Genomic DNA, 18,530 nt, shown 5'->3' on the forward strand with positions numbered 1-18,530 from the left:
AGATCCTCGAAAGCAAATCTTCCTCCGCGTGTGAACTGGGCAATGCGGAGGTGTGCATCATCGCCTTGCACGTCATGGGTCAGAACCTTGCAACCGCACCCGCGTAGAAGAAACGCCCCACGTTGTTGTAGATGCCGCCGGCATTGTTGATTCCGTTCAAACCGTACGGCGGTAGCCGGTCGGTCAGATTATCGACGCCCATGTAGACGTTGAGGCGGTTGCCGATCTCGATCGACATCCGAAGATCGTGATAAAGAACGTCGGGATAAAAGCGGATCGAAAAGGCGTCCTCATTTTCCGGGGGCCTGCCTTGCACCGAGCGAATGTTCTCGATGCTGCCGCCGGCCGGCGTCATTTTGCCGATGTAACGCAGCTGATAACCGAACGTCACCGGCCCGCTCTGCAGTTGAACGTCCCAGTTGAATGCGTTCTGCGGATCGCCGAGTTCGAGCAGCACCTGATTGGCACGGTCGGGATCCGTGGGGTCAAGGAAGGTATCGTTCTGGAGCACATGGGTGAAGGTGAACCGTGTCCTGAAGCTGCCGATGTCCGGCAGGCTGCGGCGGTAGCTCGCTTCGATATCGATGCCGCGCACCTTGAGAGCGGCAAAATTCACGGGACTGAGACGCAAGCTGTCCTTGAGGATCTGGCCCGGTCGTTCGCCATTGGGCCCCGCGCCGGGGCCCCGGAAACGTTCGAAGAGCCCGCAAAATGCATTGTCGGTATCAGAAGAATCATAGCATGTGTCGACCAGTTGCTGGAGCTGGGGCGTCGCGATGACGTTGTCCACCGTGATGCTGTAATAGTCTGCCGACAATGACAGGCCCGGCAGGAACCGCGGTTGGACAACCGCGCCGACCGTGAGCGAATCTGACCTCTCTGCCTCGAGGTCGGGATTGCCGCCGGCGCGATATTGGAAGGATGATCCGACATAGGTCAGATCGAAGCCTTCAGGCACACCGTCGGCGCGGCAATTGGCGACCCGGTTCGCCGAACCCGACCCGATATTCTGGACCGCGCATGGATCGGTGAGAGCGCTGAAACGGGCCCCGAACGGAGCGAAAGTCTCAACGAGATTGGGCGCGCGCACGGCGCGGGAAAAGTTCGCGCGAAGGCGAAGCCCGCTTGTCGGGGTCCATTGCGCGCCGGCATTCCGGGCCAGCACGGTCCCGGTCCCGCCGCCATAATCCGCCAGCCGGGCGGCGGCGGTGATGGTCAGCTCTTCGGCGAAGCGCCGCCGGGCGAGCAAGGGGAGTCGGATTTCCCCGAACAGCTCCTTGACCTCGAACGGCGGCGGATCAAAGCCCGGCTGGGCATTGTAGAATGTCAGCCCCGCCTGGACGATCGGATCCTGACTGCTGAAGAACGTCTCGCGGCGATATTCGGCGCCCAGCGCCACGCCCACCGGCCCGCCCGGCAGCTCGAACCAGCGGCCTAGATCGCCGCTTACGAATGCATTGGCCACGAACTGCGTGATATGAAAACGGGTGGACGTGTCCTCAAGGATATAGTCGGCCGCGGCATCGGAGATATTTCCTTCGCCGAACGGATTGAGCGGCACACATGCAGCGACATCCTGAGCCAGCCGGGCTTGCGCGTAGCTCGGGTCGGTTGCCCCCTCCAGCGCGATGCGCGCCGCCGGATCTATGCGCGCACGGCACACGATCTCGCCGCTCGAAGGGTCGCGCACCGAGTCGAGCGCAAGCAGGTAACGTTGCACATTGACATTGCCGATGATCCGCGCCCGCGAAGCGAGATCCGCATAGTTGGCGGAAATCTCGTACGACCAGTCCTGATCGATATCGCCGCGAGCGCCGACAACCACGCGATGCGTGTCGCGTCGCGCATCTTCCTGGCGGGTGCCCAACTCGAGAAAGTTGCGGCCGAAGAAAAAGCTCGCCTCCTCGCCTTCGGCGAGACCCAGCGAGCTGCGGATCAACTGCCGCGCTTGCGGATTTAGATAAGGATTGTCGGTGAACACCGCTGCCCTCGGCACGAACTCGCCCAGGGTAAAGAACGGACCGGTCGAGCTGCCGAGCGAATCGGTGCGTACGAACTTGGCTTCAACGAAGGGCTCGAAGGCGTCGCTTAGCTCGAAATGGGCGATCAGATTGGCGCTGAAACGTTCGAGGCGAGGGTAAATGCCGAGCTGGCGCCCTTCCTGGATTGTCGATCCATCTCCGCCGATGGTGAAGCCGACGGGGGGAAGGCTCACCCGTTCACCCGTCTGGGGCCTTAGCGTCCCGTCCGGCTGGAAGTTGAAGGCTGGAAGATATCCATCCGCGCCTGGCGTCGGGCCCAGGAACTGGCCGCCATTGCTGAACCCAATATAGCGGATGTCCTCGAAGAACTGCTGATCGGGAATGCCGTCGCTGCCATTGGGAAGACCGGGTTCGTCGAAGTCCACCGGCAGAAATGATCGCACGGTCCGGTAGCCTCTTCTCTGGGACGCATACCAGTCTTGCTGCAGGGTATATTGGAGGTTGACTGCAACGTTGCCGCGATCATCGCCAAAGTTGGTGCCGGCGAGCAGGCTGACGTCGAGCTGGCCGGCATCGCCATGTTCGCTGACGCCACCATGTCCGCGCAGCTGGATTCCCTCATAATCGCGCTTCAGGACGAAGTTGACCACGCCGGCGATGGCATCCGAGCCATAGATCGCGGAACTCCCGCCGGTGACGATATCGACGCGCTCGATGAGATCGACCGGAATAGTGTTGATGTCGGGCGCCGTGCCGGATGGCGAGCCGCTTATGTGGCGCCTGCCATTCTGCAGGACCAGGGTGCGATCGACGCCGAGGCCGCGAAGATCGAGCTGGCTCAAACCCGGCGTGCCAAGCAGCCGGCTCGAGTTGGTCTGGCCGACGGTCGTGCGCAGGGCAGGAAACTCGTTCAGAATATCGCCGACCGAGGTCTGGCCGGTCTGGCGGAACTCTTCGGCATCGATCGTCGTGACCGGCACCACGGAGTCGAGATTGGGACGGCGAATTCGCGATCCGGTCACCACAATCGGAGCATTTTGCTCCTCATCGGCCAAAGCTTCGGGCGGCGTCTGAACGGCAGGAGAGACCCGTGGCTCATGTCGCTCGATGACATATGCGCCTTGGGCCGTGCGTCGATAGCGCAGCCCCGTCCCTGTAAGCAGGCGATCGAGGCCTCCCTCGACGGTGAATGCGCCGCGGACCGCCGGGATACGCAAGCCCCGGACAATCAGCGGGGTGAATATGATCTCAATTCCCGCCTGGCGTCCGAACCGATTGAGCGCGTTCGAGAGGCTCTGCGGGGCAAGGTCGACACGAGTGACAGTCTGTGCGCTCGCAGGAATGGTGATCGCCATACTCGCAGCCGCACCGGCCAGCAGGCCTGCATATCTCGCCATGTGGGCCATCGCGGATTCCCCCTCCCCAAGTGACGCCCTCTGTAACGGGGCTCTACCGTCGGAAACGCGGGCCGCCGCCGAATCCACACCGGGACGATGAGAAAATTACGGTCGGGTGTCTGTTGATCGCAGCAACGACAGTTCGATACGTCCGCCGGCGACGGCTCGGGCATCGATCGGCAGGATCTCACGGAGCGTGTTGACGAAACGATCAGGGCTGCCGGTACGATATATGCCGCTCAGCCGAAGCGCGCCGACGCCATCGTTGCTCAGTATGATCGGCCGGTCCGTATATCGGTTCATCTCGGCAACCGCGTGGGCCAGGGGCTCATCGTCAAACTCGATGAAGCCATCGCGCCACAGCGTCTCTCGGGCGGGGTCTACGCTTGTGACCTGCAGCGCTGCACCCAGCTCCGCGACATACTCTTCTCCCGGACGAAGGGTGGCCGGCTCTATCTCGGCTGCTCCCGGTGTAGGCAGGCTGGCGCGCTCGATCACGACCTGTCCTTCGACGAGGACAACCTGCACACGGCCGGGATCGACCCGCACATCGAAGGTGGTTCCAAGCGCCGTTATGTGACGATCGGCGGCTTCGACGATGAAGGGGCGACTGCTGTCATGGGCGACCTCGAACAGCGCCTGGCCATGAACCAGACGGACCAGCCGGCGCCCGCCGGTAAACGCAACGACGAGGCGTGAGCGGGTGTTCAACATGACGCTGGAGCCGTCGGGTAGCCGGATGGACCGACGCTCACCTGCCGCGGTTACGTAAACCCGGGAGCCATCGTCCCGATCGATCGGATCTCGGTCACTCTGTGCGATCGTCGAGCGATCGGGGGGCACCCCGAGGCTTGTTGAAAGATCAAGCACACCGATCGCGAACATGGCGATCAGGATGCTGGCCGCGAGACCTGCGATGAGGATCGGGATGCGGTGCCGCACGGTCGGTGCCGCCTCTAGCGCCGCCTGGCGCAACGCCAGCAAGTGGGGGTCAGTGCCGTCGTCAAGATCAAATACGGTCAGGGCTCGCGTCGCCTTGGCATAGGCAAGAACATTGTTTGGTTCGGCGTGCCATAGCGCGAACTCGGCGCTATCGGTTGAGTCCAGATCGCCGCGCTCATGCGCCGCGAGCCAATAGGCCGCAGCTTCAGAGGGCGACATGCCCCGCGTTCTTGGAAAGACACGCAGGCGCATCATTCCTCCAGTCGCTTCGCGAGATGGGCGATCGCGCGCTGCATATGTTTCTCGACCGCGCTCACCGAAATGCCCAGGCGCGCGGCAATGTCGGAATATCTCATTCCCTCCAAGCGCCTGAGTACGAAAATCACGCGCGTCCGTTCCGGAAGCTCGAGCAGTATCGCGGTCGCTCGTGCAAGCTTCTCTCGCCCAAGCAAAACGTGCTCGGGCGAAAAGTCCACATCGCCATGCCGATGTTCATCAAACAGGTCGTGCGCGTCCGCATGGTGGCTGCGGCGTTTGCGGAATCGATCGGCCAGCACGCTGCTTGCAGTCTCGAATACATAGCCGCCGGCATGTTCGAGATTCGCTATATTGCCACGCTTCAGCAGCCGCTCGAACACCTCCTGAACCATGTCTTCGGCCTCGACCGGGTCGCGGACTCGTCGGGAAAAATACCGACCCAGCGATGCGCGAAAGGTCTGGCTCAGCGCCTCGATCGACGCCTGCTCCTCCGCTTCGGCTCGTGGTGTCGCTAGTCTCTTGATCGCTGCTCTCCTCGCATGCCCGCGCGAGGGTGAGCCTGGACATCATCGGGATCAAGCGACCAGCGACATCGGCTTAGCAACCCCTCGAAATACCTCACCCAGATGTGGTTTTGCGACCCTGTTGCGTTCCTGCATCCGAGGGCCCGCATGACGGGCGGCAGGGAAGGGGGGACGCCGCGATGACCAGGAACGTGCGCCGTATGCCATATGGGCGCGCCGCATGCCTCTGCGGCGTGGCTCTGATCGCCGGACCCTTCGTCGCTGGTTCGATCGGCAATGCCAGCCGCGTCGACGCAGCGCCGCTCAGTGAGCCGAAAGCCGCTGTGTCGCAGGCGGCGCAGATTGGCCCATGGGGCTTCGACCTTGCCGGCATGGACCGCTCGGTCGGGCCCGGGCAGGACTTCTTCCGGTTCGCCAATGGCGGCTGGCTGCAAGCGACGCCGATACCGGCTGATCAGGCGTCGTTTGGAGTATTTGACAGGCTCGAGGAGTTGTCGGCGCGGCGCACTCGGTCGATACTTGAGGAGGCAGCTCGCACACCGGGCTCCAGGATCGGCGACTTCTATGCGAGCTTCATGGATCGTGAGTCGACCGATGCCCGTGGGTTTGCCGCGCTCGCGCCGATGTTGGCGCGGGTCCAAGGCGCTGGCACGCATGCCGACCTCGCGGCGATCATGGGCGAGCTTGCCCGCATGGGAGTCGACGCCCCTTTCGTGACGTGGGTCGATTCCGACGATCAGGACCGCACCGTCGCAGTTTTCCGGGTCGGCCAGGGCGGCCTGGGGTTGCCCGATCGCGATTTCTACCTTGGCGACGCACCCGACCAGGTCGCCAAACGCCGGGCTTACCAGGCCTATCTCGTGCGACTTTTGGAGCTCCTCGACGCGCCCGGGGCGCGGCATCGCGCAACAGCAGTTCTCGAACTTGAGACAAGAATTGCTCGGGCACATTGGTCGGCGACCGACAGCCGCGATGCCGCGAAAACCTACAATCGCAGGTCGCCGGTGCAGCTTGCGCGGGCGACTACGCGTTTCAACTGGCGAGGCTATTTCGACGCGATCGGAATTGGCGATCGACGGACCTTGATCGTTCGCCAGCCGAGCATGGTCGATCAAACCGCGGGCATCCTCGCCTCGGCGGACATCGCGGTCCTCAAGGACTATCTGCAGCTTCAACTGCTCGACACTTATGCGCCTTACCTCGCGCAGCCCTTTGTCGAAGCCCATTTCGCGTTCCACGGTACCGTGCTGAGCGGAACGCCTCAGAATCGGCCGGAATGGCGGCGCGCCGTGGACCTGGTTTCATTGGCGCTGGCAGATGATGTGGGCAGGCTCTATGTCGACCGACATTTCACGGCCGAGGCGAGAAGCGAAGCGGATCGTCTGGTCCGCAACGTCATCGCCGCGCTCGACCGACGGCTACAGTCCCTCGCCTGGATGGCACCCGCAACCCGCACCCGAGCGCGCGCCAAGCTGGCGGCTTTCACGCCGGAAATCGGAACGCCGCCGATCTGGCGCAACTATGATGGCTTGCAAATCCGTCGCGACGACCTGGTCGGCAATGTCATCCGCTCCAACCAGTTCGAACATCAGCGGATGTTGAACATGCTGGATCAGCGGATCGAGCGCGGCGAATGGTATCGGATCATGACCGCGATGACGGTCAACGCCTATGCCAATCCGAAATGGAACCAGATCGTCTTCGGAGCAGCGATTCTCCAGCCGCCCTTCTTCGATCCTCATGCCGACCCGGCGATAAACTATGGCGCAATCGGTGCGGTGATCGCCCACGAAATCAGCCACAATTTCGATGATCAAGGTGCGAAATATGACGAGGCTGGTGCGTTACGCGATTGGTGGACACCGGACGATGTCGCGCGCTTTAACGCGCTCACCGAGCGGCTCGTTGAACAATATGATCGCTACGAGATATTCCCCGGTCGGTTCGTGAACGGTCGGCTCACGCTTGGCGACAATATCGGCGACCTCGCGGGCATCACGATTGCTTACGATGCCTACCGCGCCTCCCTGGGCGGCCGGGAGGCGCCGGTCCTCGACGGCATGACCGGCGACCAGCGCTTTTTTCTCGGCTGGGCGCAGATCTGGCGTGGTGCCTTGCGCGACGAAGTTCGCCAGCAAAGACTGGTGACCGATCCGCACGCCCCTCCCGAGCAACGCGTGTGGACCGTACGCAACCTCGACGCCTGGCACGACGCCTTCGACATCGGTCCGGACGATCCACTCTATCTGCCGCCCGAGCAGCGCGTGCGCATCTGGTGACGTCCAGCCATCCACGCCGAAGCAATCTGCAGGGCCTCGTCCGCAACATGTGCAAAAGGGGAAAGTGAATGGTTCACAGATGTCCGCCATTGGTATTGGTTGCGCTTGCAATCGCCACACCCGCGAATGCCGAAGTGCGTGAATATCTCTATGTCGAGAACACCAGCGGTGGGGATGTGACGGTTATCTCGATCCCACAGCATGAGGTCGTCGGCACGATTCCGGCAACGATCGTCGGAGGCCATCCGGACGATGTCGTCGCCTCCCCGGACGGGCGGATGCTGTTTATCAATCGCCTCGAAGGCCAAGATGTCGTCGCTCTCGATGCGCGCACCGAACAGGTTCTCTTCACGGTCCCCCTGGGCGGAGTTCCCCATCACATGACGATTTCGAGGGACGGGCGGTTTCTCTATGTGCCGATGTTCAACGGCTCGGTTCTGAAGGTTATTGACCTTACGCGCCGTGAGGTCGTCAGGGAAATTGATATCGGTCTTGGCGCACATGCGACCAGGCTCTCACCCGATGGACGCCGGCTTTACGTCGGCCATATTGTCCATCAGGCGGTGATGATCATCGACCTTGCAAGGAACGAAGTCGTCCAGACGATCAACTTCGATCGAGGGGTAAGGCCCTTCGCCATCTCACCCGACGAAACCACGCTCTACGTGCAGACGTCCAACATGAGCGGCTTCCATGTCGTGGACATCGCCACGGGCAGGATCATGCAGACCGTCAATATGCCGACGGCGCCGCAAACCATGCCGACGAGCTTCCCGCACACCGTCGACCACGGCCTGGCACTGACGCGGGATGGGCGCCGTCTGCTCGCTGCGGGCGCGCTCTCGGGCCGTATCGCCATTTTCTCGGTTCCTGACATGCGGGTCATCGCCGACATACCCGTTGGACGCGAGCCCAACTGGATCACGCTCAGCGACGATGAGCGCTTCGCCTATGTGAGCAACCGAGTCGACGACACGATCTCGGTGATTTCAATGGACACTTTTACCGAGATCAAGCGGCTTCCTGCAGGCGATCTTCCGCAGCGCATGACCACCGCGCGGGTCGATCGACTGACTGAGGCGCAGCAGGATGGCGCCGCCAGTACCGCTCGCTCGCGCGGCAATGTGGTTGACCGCCATTGATGCAGGCAACTGACAACGGCGCGATGTCGGCAACACGGCGCAGGACCGGCGGTCCATCCAGATGCCGCCACCCGCGTCGATCGGTCCGCGTCCGCTCCCGGCGGAAACTGACGTTGTGAGAGATTATCGAATGTCGTTCATCTCGCATCTCCTTCTGATCGTCCTCGCCTTCGCCGCGCCTTCTTCAGCACGCGAGGCAGGCGCCGGATCGGTCATTGCGATTGTAGGCGCCGACGTGCTGCCGATGACGAGAACAGAGCGGCTCCAGGATCAGACCGTTATCGTCAGTGGCGACCGGATCGTCACGATCGGGCCGCGTCCGGTTGTCGCCATCCCTGCGGGTGCGACGCGGGTTGAAGGCGCGGGTATGACTTTGATGCCGGGTCTGGTGGATATGCATGTCCACGTCCCCGCAATGCCCGGCGTGCCCGGCGATGAAGCTCAGCGCGCATTTGCGGTGATGCTGGCTCACGGCATTACGACGGTACGCGGAATGGCCGGGTCGCCGGACAATCTCGTAGCGCGGGCGGCAATCGAGGGGGGGACGCTGGCCGGACCGCGCTTTTATGTGGCGACACAGCCACTCAACGACGAGAACGTACCTGACGTAGCGAGCGCCCGAGCGGCGGTGCGAAGCGCTGAAAATGCCGGCTTCGATTTCATCAAGGCTCATCATATCACGTCGGTCCCGGTCTGGGAAGCGCTGCAGGACGAGGCGCGCCGCCAAGGCCTTCCGACCACCGGACATGTCACCAACGAAATCGGAGTCTTGCGAGCGGCGGCCGCCGGCCAACAGGTCGAGCATCTCGACGGCGCCATTTTCGCGCTGCTGCCTGACGGCGCGCCCGAACGGCAAATTCCCTTCGGGCAGCTTCCGCCTCCAGCCATTGTTGCCGCTGCGGCGCGTACACGCGATGTCGAGCTTGCAGGCTTTGCACAGCGGATCGCCACTGCCCGAAACTATCAGGTGCCGACGTTGGCCCTGTTCGAGCGACTGCTTGCATTCGATCGGCCGATTGACGAACTGATGCGCGCTCCGCAGATGCGCTTCGCATCGAAGCGACAGCGACATGAATGGGCCACGCAGCGCGAGCAGATGCTGAGGGCCGGGATCACGGTTGCGCAGGCACGGACCTTCCTTGACCTGCGCAGGCGGATCGCCCGCGCCTACGCGGCCGCCGGAGTGCCGCTGATGACAGGCTCAGACACGCCCAAGGCTTTTCACATATGGGGCATTGGTCTGATCGATGCGGTCGAGGCCCTGGTGAGAGCGGGACTGACGCCACTGCAGGCTTTACGGGCTGCGACCGTCAATCCTCGCGACTATCTCCGGTCGCTTCCAAATCGTGGATCCAGCCTCGGATGGGATGCTGATTTCGGCACTGTCGAGCGGGGAGCGCGGGCGGACCTCATCCTGTTGCGAGGCGACCCGCTCCGCGACTTGCGGGCTCTCAGGGGGCCGGAAGCCGTGATCGCCGGCGGCAGGCTTTATGAGCGTGCCGATCTCGAGGCGCTATTGAACGATGCCGCCGCCGGGCAGGCGGTCGCTTCATTGCCCCTGGGAGTCGACGATGACGTCGATTAGACTTGCTGTTCCCATTCTGGCTTTCTTCGTCGCGTTCGAAAGTCGCGCGGCGCCGATTGCGGCCGTCGAAGCGGAGATGAGTTTTGAAACACTCAAACGTCTGGAAGGAGATTGGACCGGCACAGCGCCGAGTGGGCGAAACATACGGGTGACATATCGATCGATTGCGGCCGGCAGCACTCTCGTCGAGACTTGGGCGCTCGGGCCGGGTCGCGTGTCGATGACAGTCTATCACATGGACAATGACCGATTGATCGCGACCCATTACTGCCCGCTTGGAAATCAACCACGGCTCCTGTTGTCCGGACATGATGGACGCGGTAGCTTCGAGTTTAGCTTCCTCGACGCAACCGGCCTGACGTCGGCAGTCGAGGCGCATCAGGACAGCTTTAGGATCACTATGCATGGTGCCGACACCTTCGCCCGCAGCGAAACCTATATCGAAAACGGGGAAAGAGCGTCCGAGATTATCCAGTTCCAACGCGTTTCGGGCGCAGACCGGTAATATATATGAGCAATCGGATACAGCGCTTCACCGGTACGAGATGACTGTCTCGACCAAACTCTCGCAAGATGCCGGCTTGTCGCGGCGTTCGGCAATGTTTGGCATTGGCGCGTTCACGATATTGCCCGTGTGTACCGCAGCGGCAAGGGCTCCAGCGGGTTGGGATCTGGGACGCATTGAGGCGACGCTGGGCGGCCGCATCGGAGTATCGGCCGTCAATCTGCAGACCCACCAGAGCCTGGCCCACCGAGAGCACGATCGGTTTGCAATGTGCTCCACTTTCAAATGGGCACTTGCCGCGCAAGTGCTGGCTGAGGTCGATCGCGGAGAGGCAGATCTCGAAGAACGCCTCTCATACTCCCAAGACGACCTCGTTCCCTATTCCCCCATTACCGGGCCGAGAGCATCTCATGGGTTCATGACGATCGGAGACCTTTGCGCCGCTGCTGTTACGATCAGCGACAACACGGCGGCGAATCTCCTGTTACGTCGGTTCGGTGGCCCGATCGCCTTCACGGCATTTCTTCGGCGCGCGGGAGATGATGTGACCCGGCTCGATCGAATGGAAACCGATTTGAACGAAAATGCAGCAGGCGATCCGCGCGATACCACCACACCAGCAGCTATGGTCGGTACGATGTCGCGTTTCCTGTTCGGCGAGCTGCTGAGTACAGCCAGCCGCAATCTGCTCCGGACTTTGATGCAGTCTTCAACCACCGGCACAAACCGATTGAGGGCGGGGTTTCCCCTTGGGTGGACAGTTGGCGACAAGACGGGGACGAGCATCAATGGAGCGAGCAACGATGTGGCGTTCGCCCTACCGGGGAATGGTTCGGGTCCGATTCTGATCGCATGTTACATCGATGCTCCCGACGCGACCGCCGAAGCGCGCAATGCCGCGCATGAGCACATCGCGCGCAAGGTAGCACTACATTTGGCTTGACAGTTCTCTATTCATGGGACGGCTCGGGGCCCCTCGAAGGCTCGGCAACGAGGAAGGCGTGACGCAGGCCGCGTAGCGCGCCCGAGCGCCCTGATAGCCGCCAAGTCAACTCCACGCACCGTGCCGTCGGCCGCATCGATGATTCGATCTCCCGACGAAGACGACCGGAACCAATCCGACCCGATATCGCTCAGAGTCGCATGCCGGATTCCCAAATCGATTGCCTGATCATAGGCGGAGGCCCCGCCGGCCTTACCGCCGCGCTCTACCTTGCCCGCTTCCATCTGGACGTGGCGGTGGTCGATGAAGGGCGCAGCCGAGCGGGCTGGATCCCGACCTCGCGCAACGTGCCAGGCTTTCCCGACGGGATTTCGGGCGAGCAGCTCCTGGAACGGATGCGCGAGCACGCGCAGCGCTATGGCGGGGCGATCAACGTCGGAAGGGTGTCGCGGCTCGATCGCGGCGAGCATGGCTTCGTCGCTGAATGGGGCGCCGGGCTGGTGGCCGCACGCACCGTGTTGCTGGCCACCGGAGTCGCCAATCGGCGCCCCGAAATGGATGAGGCATTGCATAAGACGGCGCTAGCGCGCGGTCTGATCCGCTACTGCCCGATTTGCGACGGCTTCGAGGTCACGGACAAGAAGGTCGGGGTGATTGGGAGCGGCACCCATGGGGTCGCCGAGGCATTGTTCCTGCGTGGATACACCGCCGATGTCACACTGATCGCGCCTGGCGATGGCCACATGTTGAACCGCGGCGACCGGGAACGGCTTGCGGATGCGGGCGTGACGATCTTGGAGGGGCCTTCTCGAGTTTTGGCCTTGGACGCCGATCGCATCGCGATCGAGACGGCCGGCGGGCAACATCATTTCGACAGTGTCTACCCGGCCCTCGGATCGGATATTCACAGTGAGTTGGCGGTGCGGGCCGGTGCCGCCGTAGCCGAGCTGCGTGGGTGCATCGTCGTCGACAGCCATCAGCGCACCGACGTTCCTGGTCTCTATGCTGCGGGGGATGTCGTGCTGGGCCTGGACCAGATCAGCCATGCGATGGGTGAAGGCGGCGTCGCGGCAACCACGATCCGAAACGACCTCGCCCAGACGCGACCGTTGCTACGGGGCAGCTGAACCTGAGCGCAGGAAGGCCTATTCTTCATCGCGTCGGCAACCGGGCGATCCAGACCGAGGAAGGACATCGGCGCGTAGCGCTAACGACTCTGCCCGTCTTTGCCGCGGCGACGAAGGCGACCGAAGAGGCCGGGCTTGCTCAATATTTCGAACATATCCTCGGGTTGCTCGGGATCGAGAACCTCATTGTCGGCGAGCCACCTCTCCACGTCCGACAAATCCGGGATTTCATAAGGCACGAGCGTACGGCGCCGGTCGTGCGCGTTCTTGCGGCCGGTAAAGCGCAGACGCTCGATGGTGGCGATGAGCGAGCCGGTGCTGGCGATACTCGCGGCGACTTTCCTCGGCAGGACGCCGAGATGCTCGGCAAGCAGGTCGTCGCGGATCGCGGCAACTCTCTCGGCTGACTCTCCGTTTTCGCCGGCCGCGCAATCGATCACGACATCGCATTCCGTATCGAGCCGCATCGAGCGGTTGTTCATGTTGGACGAGCCAACCCGCAGTATCTGATCGTCTACGATCAAGATCTTGGCATGACGTAGATCGGCGCGCGGTTCCGGGTGACCGGATGATAGAGCCGCAGGCGATCATGCTTGTCCCGCTGACGCAGCGCGGCAACCAGCCGCGCGCGCCGTGTCCATGGCGAGCGGCTCCAGCCATCCTTGCGCGCTTTCCGGATTGACGATGACGATCTCGGGTCCATCGGCTTCGTCGAGACGGCGCGCCAGGGCCTGGGCGATACGTCGCGATGCGAAATATTGGCTTTCCGCGTAGATGAAGCGTTTGGCGCGCGCGATCTGCTCCAGGTAGAGTCGCTCGATCTCCCATACTGCCCGTTGACCCGGCATCGCCGGGACCGTTCGCGCGATCGTGACATCGACGTCGGAAAATTGAACCGGCAAAATATCGGGCCAGCAGTCGTGCCGAACTCTCACGGCGGGGAGCGAGGCCCCTCCGGCACGCTTCCAGCGATCGCGTGCGAGCTTGCCAAGGGCGGCCGCCGCCGGTCCTTGAAGGGCGCTGGTCGCGTCATGCCAAGGCGCGTAGGCCGAACCGCCGGGGAGGACGCGCCCGGGCTGGTCGTCCTCATGGTCGCGCGTGTCCCAGCGCGCGCCCGTCATGTCGATGCCGCCACAAAAGGCGAAGCAATCGTCGATGACGATGATCTTTTGATGATGCGAGGCCCCTGTCGGGTGGTGACCGTCGAGCTTCACGGTGAGCCGCCTGGGTTCGTCAGTCCCGGGGGTCCATTCATAGATTGCAGTCGAGCCCTCCGCCCAACCCTCACGCCGGAAAAAGCGTACGTTCCCGGTCGTGGTCCACCAGGGCCGCATGCCGACAATGAGCGGCGGGATCATGCTCACCATCTTTTCGTGACCGAAAAACTGACGAAACGGCCGATCGCGGACTGGTTCGTCGAATCATACGGGATGGCCGCGGGGTCGGTCGTGCGGATGATGTCAGGCTGCTCGTTCAAGAGGTTGAGCGCCGAGAGACGGAATTCCATGTTTCGAAACGGCCCGCTGGTCGCGGTCGTCCGTGCAGAGGCGGTCAGATCGAGGGTAGTGAACGACCCAACCCCGCCGGACGTGGCAAGGCGATTGTCTCGCACGCTGCCGACATAGTTCAAGAACGCCGATAGCTGGACGTTGTCGCGTTCCCAGTTGGCGCCGGCGCGAAAGCGCCATTCGGGCGGCGAGAAGATGACGCCCGAGCGTGGGACTGCCGGCAGTCCCATTCTGATCTGGCGCGTCGCGTCCAGGTAGCTCGCCGACGTAGTGATGAGGAGGCGGTCTTGTGCAGTCAGGTTCGTCTCGTAGCTCATAGCGAGGTCGACACCTCGCGCTCGCTCGCGGGCGGTGTTGCGCAGGCGCGCGTCGACAATCGCGCCGACGCGCGCGGGGTCGAAGGGCTGCCCTGTCACGTTGGTGATCGGTTGCGGCAGCGCCTCGACGATCTCGATCACCTGCTGCGCGGAAGGTCTGAGCAGGACGAAGTCGGCGAACGCTGGATTGGCGAGCACCGAAAGCGTGTCGCTGATGGGGATGCCAATCCGATCGCGGTAGTCGATGTCGAAGTAGCTTGCTTCGAGCTGCAGACCTTCCAGGATGCGGGGCCGGACCTCGACCGTGGCTGTCCAGGTCCTAGCGCGCTCCGCCCGCAGCTGCGGATTGCCACCCGTGAGGACGAGAACGGTCGCGCCGCTCGGAAGAGGTGGCAAGGGCAGAGGGACGAAGAAGTTGCCGGGAATGATGCCGCCGGCCTGAATCTCGTTGACCTGGTCGAGGGTTGGGATCTTGAACGCGCGCCCCCAGCTCAGCTTGAAGGTGACGTCCCGGTGCGGCTCATAGATGAGCCCGAGCTTGGGCGTCGCGACTTCTTCAATGCCTTGATAGCGCTCGTATCGTACCGCGGCGCTGAGTTGCAGCGCATGGAGGAACGGCGCGCGATTTCCTGGGCCGACGAAGGGGATGGACACCTCGCCATAGGCGAACTGGCTTTCTCGTTCCTCTGTCGCATCCCGGCGCACCTGCCTCACGCCACCAATAGTGCGAGTGACGTTGATGCCCAGCTCGAACGCTCGATATCCGGCGCCCACGGCCAGCCTGACCTCGCCACCAGGTGCCGCGAACAACGGGCCCTCCCCATTGACCTCGATGTTCCACAGTCGATTTTCGTACGATGCCCGCGCGGGTGTTTCGACGCCGTTTCGAAATGAACGGGTCCGGATGATCGTCTCGCTAACGGAACGCGTCGTCTCGAGTGTCGCTGTCCAGTCCGAGGGAAGGTCGAGGCGCAGGAGTGGCGTGATCGCGTAGGAGCGCACGCTAGGATGGGTGGTGGACCCGTTTACGATCGGGTCGGCCAGCGTAAACGCCGTGGTCTTGCGCATATCGCGGCTCGCGAACTGGGCGTCGAGCTCGAACGTGACGCCCTCGCCGATGCGCTGATGGCCGGCCAACACCGCCGAAATTTGATGCTGCCGCGCCGTCAGCATCTGCGCGTCGTTCAGGCGACGCGTATATTCTCGCTGCGGCGCCAGAATCGGGGTTATGCGGTTGTAGTCAGCGGCGAGCATGAAGCCGCCCGACGACCAGCGTGAGCCGCCGACAATGGTGTATTGTTGCTGGACATTGCCGCCATCCGTCGAAGCGCCGAGGCGCGCGGTTGCCTGAACGCCGGAGAAGTCACGGCGGAGAACAAGGTTTGCGACTCCAGCGACGGCGTCGGACCCGTAAAGGGCCGAGGCGCCGTCGGTGATGACCTCGACGCGGTCGATCGCCGCTAAGGGAATGGCCGAGATATCGATGCCTTGGAGCAGCGCATCATAGGCAAGCCGGTGGCCATTGATGAGCGTGAGGGTCGCGTCGGGGCCAAGGCCGCGCAGGTTGAGCGTCGTCGAATTGTTGATGTTGCTTTGGCCGCCCTGATCGCCAGCGCCAGCCACGCCAGGATTTTGCCCGCCGGTGTAGTTCTGAGCGATGACGCGGGAGAATCCGGCCATGTCGTTCACGCCGGCGTTCTCGAGCGATTGGCGAGTTGCGACGATCCGCGGAGATGGCGTGTCTCTGCCGCGAATTCGGGTGCCCGTGACGAGAATCTCCGTCTCGCTTTCCATCCCCTCGGTCACCTCCTGCGGGGACGATTGCGATCGCCCCCGGACAAGAACCGTCCCTCCACGATATTCGGCAGCGAGGCCGGTTCCAGGCAGCAGGCGATCAAGTGCCTGGCGGAGGGTGAACTCGCCGCGAAGCTCCGGCGCGGTGAATCCGGCAACATCGCTTGGCGTGAACATGATCTCGACGCCCGCGATCTGCGCGACGCGGCGCAGCGCACTTCCGAGATCCTAGGCGGGGACGGAATACTGTGCCTTGGTGGTGGGCTGCGCGGACGCAGGCGTCGCAAGCGCGAGTGCCGAGCAGGCACCTGCCCACCCCAAAAGAATGCTCCTCAATTTGGTCAACTCGTCCTCCCCAAATGTTTTGCCATTTGAGAGGGACGACGAGGCTGCCGGCCGCGTCGGTAGTGCCGACGAAAAAAATCAGTTGCGGCGGATCACGAGACGGGCGGGTTCCTCATCCACCTTCAGGTTCAGCAGGCTGACCGCGTTCGCGGCGAGACGATCGGGATCGTTGATGCGGAACCGCCCCGAGAGGGTCAGCTGGCCGATTTCCGGTTCGGCGATGACGATTGGGCGGTTGGCGTATCGATTGGCGCGGGCGACCAGCTCGGCAAGAGTTATACGTTCGAAATCAGCGATGCCTTGTGGCCAGGATGCGCCGTCCGCCCCTGTGGTATGTGACACCGAGACGGCGCCGCGCGCGTATATAGCCTCCTCGCCGGCAGCGAGGCGTCGTGTTGCCACAGCTCCGGCGCTTTGCCCGGATGCGGGCGGGACGACATCGACCGACCCGCTCAGCAACACCACGCGGACCCGTCCGTCCGCGTCGAGCATCACGTCGAATTCCGTGCCGCGCGCGATCACGGCTCCGCCCGCGGCGGTCACGGTGAACGGCCGCCGATCGTGCGCGACCGAGAAGCGGGCGCGCCCACTTCGCAGCGTGATCCGCCGTTCCGCAGCGCCCAATTCGACAGCGATGACGCTGTCGGTGTCCAGCGTCACGCGCGAACCGTCTGCGAGGTTCACGGTGCGGATCTCGCCCCTGCGCGAAGCTACGGCTGTTACGGCTTGCTGGGAGGCGACCGCATCTTTGGGGCGATCGCTGGGAGAATCGAGCTGCTCGTTCCAGGCGAGCGGCATCAGCACGAACGCCAACGCTGCGGCAGCGGCAAGCGCTGCGAGCGGCCAACGGTTCGTCCGCGTTCGTTGGACGGCGTGTTTGGCGGAGGTACGCAGAATCGCCGCGCCCTCGAACCGCCGCGATATACGGTCATAGACTTGCCGGTGACGCGGATCGGCGGCGAGCCAAGCCTCGAGATCGGCCCGGACCTCGGGTGAAGGCTCGTTCTGCATGCGCGCGACCCATCCGGAAGCCTCGTCGCGGATGCGCTCGGATTCCGGATCGGGCCCGACGCCGGCGCCGTCGGTCATATCTTTTCGAAGCTCCGGTCGATATGCGCGATCGCCCGCTTCATATGATGCTCAACCGTCCACAATGGTACACCGAGCCGCTCGGCAATCTGGCGATAGGTCATACCTTCGGCGCGCTGGAGGAGGAAGATCGTACGCGTTCGTTCCGGCAGCTCAGCAACGACTTGCTCATAGAGGCGCAGGAGGTCGGCGGCGATCATTCCGTCCTCCTGCGTCGCAGGCGCAGGCGCGTCCTGGTCTTCGAGCGGAACGTAGACGCGACGCGAGAGGCGGTCGGCGCGGACGCGATCGATGACGAGATTGCGGGCGATGCGCTGGAGATAGGCGCCGGGGTTCGCCACCTCGCTCGCCCGTCCGATGCTGGCGAGCCGAAGGAAGGCATCCTGAACCATATCGGCAGCCGACGGGCAGTTGCCGGTCCGCCGCCGGAAATAGCGCAGCAGGCGCGGCGCCTCCTCCTCGTAGAGGCGCTCGAGCGTGGCGGCCGCGGCCAATGCGTCGCCGCGGGCGACCTCGCGCGCGTCGCTCATGGCGTGCCGCTGAAGGCGCGGCCGGGAAGATCGGACATGGCGGGGCAGCCATGCGGGCGAGACACATCAGCCGGCGAAGGCCGGTGTGCGATTTAGCGAGGGTTGCCGCCGTTGAGACGCTGGGTCCCTGGTCCGGTTTGGCCGCCTGTCCCACGATGGACTGGCGTGTTTAATGCCTGGCAGGAAAATCCCACAGTCCGCGTGCCAGCATTCGCAGACTACATCCCAAACATGCCGGAGCGAATAAATGGATGCAAGAGCGT

At 63.3% G+C, this 18,530-nt stretch carries 12 protein-coding genes and 1 pseudogene; 6 read left to right on the forward strand and 7 right to left on the reverse strand.

Going from position 1 to position 18,530, the window contains the following annotated elements; translation table 11 throughout:
• Nucleotides 1-79: 79 nt before the first annotated feature.
• From RCO27_RS08285 to RCO27_RS08295, 3 genes are all read right to left on the reverse strand, one after another.
• On the reverse strand, nucleotides 80-3,337 hold the full coding sequence (locus RCO27_RS08285; RefSeq protein WP_309002207.1) for a TonB-dependent receptor: 3,258 nt from the start codon (nucleotides 3,335-3,337) through the stop codon (nucleotides 80-82).
• Nucleotides 3,338-3,484: 147 nt separating this feature from the next.
• Nucleotides 3,485-4,540 (reverse strand): FecR domain-containing protein, encoded by a 1,056-nt coding sequence (locus tag RCO27_RS08290; protein ID WP_309002208.1) that lies wholly within the window; start codon nucleotides 4,538-4,540, stop codon nucleotides 3,485-3,487.
• A gap of 32 nt (nucleotides 4,541-4,572) precedes the next feature.
• The gene (locus RCO27_RS08295; RefSeq protein WP_309003187.1) at nucleotides 4,573-5,103 is read right to left on the reverse strand and encodes an RNA polymerase sigma factor; all 531 of its coding nucleotides are present in this window, start codon (nucleotides 5,101-5,103) and stop codon (nucleotides 4,573-4,575) included.
• Nucleotides 5,104-5,336: 233 nt separating this feature from the next.
• Here RCO27_RS08295 and RCO27_RS08300 point away from each other — a divergent pair, with 233 nt between their 5' ends.
• The 6 genes from RCO27_RS08300 to RCO27_RS08325 all read left to right on the forward strand — a co-directional run bounded on the left by RCO27_RS08300 (nucleotide 5,337) and on the right by RCO27_RS08325 (nucleotide 12,684).
• Entirely contained in the window at nucleotides 5,337-7,382 is a 2,046-nt protein-coding gene (locus RCO27_RS08300; RefSeq protein ID WP_309002209.1) for a M13 family metallopeptidase, read from the forward strand.
• A 134-nt stretch (nucleotides 7,383-7,516) separates the two neighbouring features.
• Nucleotides 7,517-8,524, forward strand: coding sequence for a beta-propeller fold lactonase family protein (locus RCO27_RS08305; RefSeq protein WP_309002210.1), 1,008 nt, complete (start codon nucleotides 7,517-7,519; stop codon nucleotides 8,522-8,524).
• Between the two features lie 130 nt (nucleotides 8,525-8,654).
• Entirely contained in the window at nucleotides 8,655-10,109 is a 1,455-nt protein-coding gene (locus tag RCO27_RS08310) for an amidohydrolase family protein (RefSeq protein WP_309002211.1), read from the forward strand.
• Nucleotides 10,096-10,614 carry a hypothetical protein gene (locus RCO27_RS08315; RefSeq protein WP_309002212.1) on the forward strand — a complete coding sequence of 173 codons (519 nt, stop codon included), beginning with the start codon at nucleotides 10,096-10,098 and terminating at the stop codon, nucleotides 10,612-10,614. Before RCO27_RS08310 ends, RCO27_RS08315 begins: the two co-directional genes overlap by 14 nt.
• 40 nt (nucleotides 10,615-10,654) lie before the next feature.
• Nucleotides 10,655-11,557, forward strand: coding sequence for a class A beta-lactamase (gene bla / locus RCO27_RS08320; protein WP_309002213.1), 903 nt, complete (start codon nucleotides 10,655-10,657; stop codon nucleotides 11,555-11,557).
• 200 nt (nucleotides 11,558-11,757) lie between these two features.
• Nucleotides 11,758-12,684, forward strand: a complete 927-nt coding sequence (locus RCO27_RS08325; protein ID WP_309002214.1) for an NAD(P)/FAD-dependent oxidoreductase — start codon at nucleotides 11,758-11,760, stop codon at nucleotides 12,682-12,684.
• A gap of 80 nt (nucleotides 12,685-12,764) precedes the next feature.
• Here RCO27_RS08325 and RCO27_RS08330 read toward each other — a convergent pair.
• The 4 genes and pseudogenes from RCO27_RS08330 to RCO27_RS08345 all read right to left on the reverse strand — a co-directional run.
• Nucleotides 12,765-13,907, reverse strand: a pseudogene (locus RCO27_RS08330) (phospholipase D-like domain-containing protein); the annotation flags it as partial.
• A gap of 137 nt (nucleotides 13,908-14,044) precedes the next feature.
• Nucleotides 14,045-16,480: a TonB-dependent receptor gene (locus RCO27_RS08335; RefSeq protein WP_309002215.1), complete on the reverse strand. Its 2,436-nt coding sequence runs from the start codon at nucleotides 16,478-16,480 to the stop codon at nucleotides 14,045-14,047.
• Nucleotides 16,481-16,726: 246 nt separating this feature from the next.
• A complete protein-coding gene (locus tag RCO27_RS08340) occupies nucleotides 16,727-17,737 on the reverse strand; it encodes a FecR domain-containing protein (protein WP_309002216.1) in 1,011 nt (336 codons plus the stop codon).
• Entirely contained in the window at nucleotides 17,734-18,267 is a 534-nt protein-coding gene (locus tag RCO27_RS08345; protein ID WP_309002217.1) for a sigma-70 family RNA polymerase sigma factor, read from the reverse strand. The genes RCO27_RS08340 and RCO27_RS08345 overlap by 4 nt, the downstream gene beginning before the upstream one ends.
• Between the last annotated feature and the right edge of the window lie 263 nt (nucleotides 18,268-18,530).

Source organism: Sphingosinicella sp. LHD-64, from assembly GCF_031157375.1.
Lineage (GTDB): Bacteria > Pseudomonadota > Alphaproteobacteria > Sphingomonadales > Sphingomonadaceae > Allosphingosinicella.

Bases quoted from the DNA above. Each gene is read 5' to 3' on its own strand.
- RCO27_RS08285 (WP_309002207.1), bottom strand. From the start codon at position 3,337: ATGGCGATCACCATTCCTGCGAGCGCACAGACTGTCACTCGTGTCGAC.
- RCO27_RS08290 (WP_309002208.1), bottom strand. From the start codon at position 4,540: ATGTCGCCCTCTGAAGCTGCGGCCTATTGGCTCGCGGCGCATGAGCGC.
- RCO27_RS08310 (WP_309002211.1), top strand. From the start codon at position 8,655: ATGTCGTTCATCTCGCATCTCCTTCTGATCGTCCTCGCCTTCGCCGCG.
- RCO27_RS08315 (WP_309002212.1), top strand. From the start codon at position 10,096: ATGACGTCGATTAGACTTGCTGTTCCCATTCTGGCTTTCTTCGTCGCG.
- bla (WP_309002213.1), top strand. From the start codon at position 10,655: ATGACTGTCTCGACCAAACTCTCGCAAGATGCCGGCTTGTCGCGGCGT.
- RCO27_RS08325 (WP_309002214.1), top strand. From the start codon at position 11,758: ATGCCGGATTCCCAAATCGATTGCCTGATCATAGGCGGAGGCCCCGCC.
- RCO27_RS08335 (WP_309002215.1), bottom strand. From the start codon at position 16,480: ATGTTCACGCCAAGCGATGTTGCCGGATTCACCGCGCCGGAGCTTCGC.
- RCO27_RS08340 (WP_309002216.1), bottom strand. From the start codon at position 17,737: ATGACCGACGGCGCCGGCGTCGGGCCCGATCCGGAATCCGAGCGCATC.
- RCO27_RS08345 (WP_309002217.1), bottom strand. From the start codon at position 18,267: ATGAGCGACGCGCGCGAGGTCGCCCGCGGCGACGCATTGGCCGCGGCC.